Origin of the sequence: Microvirga sp. GCM10011540, assembly GCF_042650665.1 — a bacterium.
Classification (GTDB): domain Bacteria; phylum Pseudomonadota; class Alphaproteobacteria; order Rhizobiales; family Beijerinckiaceae; genus Microvirga; species Microvirga lenta.
Map to the genome: position 1 here is coordinate 1 of NZ_JBHSBQ010000069.1, position 1,127 is coordinate 1,127.

Consider the following 1,127-nt stretch of genomic DNA (forward strand, 5'->3'; position numbering starts at 1 on the left):
ATCTCATCCTTGCGCTTTGTGCCGTCAATGGTCACAGCAAGGTCGCCGTTCGCCAGAGAACGCATGTTGCTCGTGAGCCTGTTGATCGGCCTGGAGATGCTGCGGCCAAGAGCGAACGCGAGGCCAACCAGAACCAGAGCGGATACACCGACAAAGGCGAGGAACACGTTCCGGTGAGTGGCGTTGATTGCCGCCAGATCATCGATATACATGCCTGCGGCTACAACCCATTCCCACTCAGGGAAGGACACGGCGTACACGGTCTTCGGAGAAGGCACTGTCTCGTTCAGCTTCGGCCAGAGGAAGTTCACGAAGCCGCCCCCCTTCTTACCGGCCTCAACCTGCTCACGGGTAACGTAAGTTCCGTTGGCATCCTTCACATCAGAGAGGTTCTTGCCCTCAGTGCCTTTGTTTGGATGCATCACAACGAAGTTCGTGTAGTCGAGTACCACAAAGTAATCATTTCCGTTATAACGCATCGTACGCAGAGTATCGGCCGCGCGCTTCTTGGCCTCATCGACGGAAAACTCACCTTTCCTGGCACGCTCCTCAAAGCCCGCAATGAGAGTAGTCGCGGACTGAGCAAGGCTCTTGAGCTCTGCCTGTTTCCTCTCGAGCAAGATGCTGGAAATTGTGAGCGATCCGTAAATCGCCAGCACTATCAGTGCGAGGATGCCCGCAGCGATGCCCGCATAGAAGCGGCTGGTAACACTGGACACAATACTCGCTACCCTCTTTCGAGCGGGGGAATTTTGGACAATCATCTCTTCTTTGTGGACCTGCCTGCATCGCCGCAGGAGACTCGCGCCCCTGTGGCACGAAAACTCAGGTCTTGCACCGTTACACTAATGTAATAATGCAAGGTTAATCGGACAGACTACGATTGCCGATAGGGTTTGCGACTGTGTCTATCGAATAGAATAAGACGGCAATGGTGATGCTCGGCCGGGTTCAATTCTGCTTTAGAACTATTGGTTCATTTCAGACCAATAAATGCCCACTAGATGTTCAGTCCCGGCATTTGATGGACCGGATCAAGTTTGAAGCGTTTGGGTTCCTTGAGCCAGGTTTTGCAGATGAACTCGTAGGGTGTGAGCCCTTTGAGGGTCTTGAGCCTTCGAGCGAAG

Annotated in this window: 1 protein-coding gene and 1 pseudogene; both read right to left on the bottom strand. The window is 53.5% G+C overall.

Annotated elements, in window-relative coordinates:
- On the bottom strand, positions 1 to 719 hold a 719-nt coding region (locus ACFOYU_RS15270), incomplete at its 3' end, for a cache domain-containing protein (protein ID WP_377034251.1).
- Between the two features lie 281 nt (positions 720 to 1,000).
- Positions 1,001 to 1,127, bottom strand: a pseudogene (locus ACFOYU_RS15275) (IS481 family transposase); the annotation flags it as partial.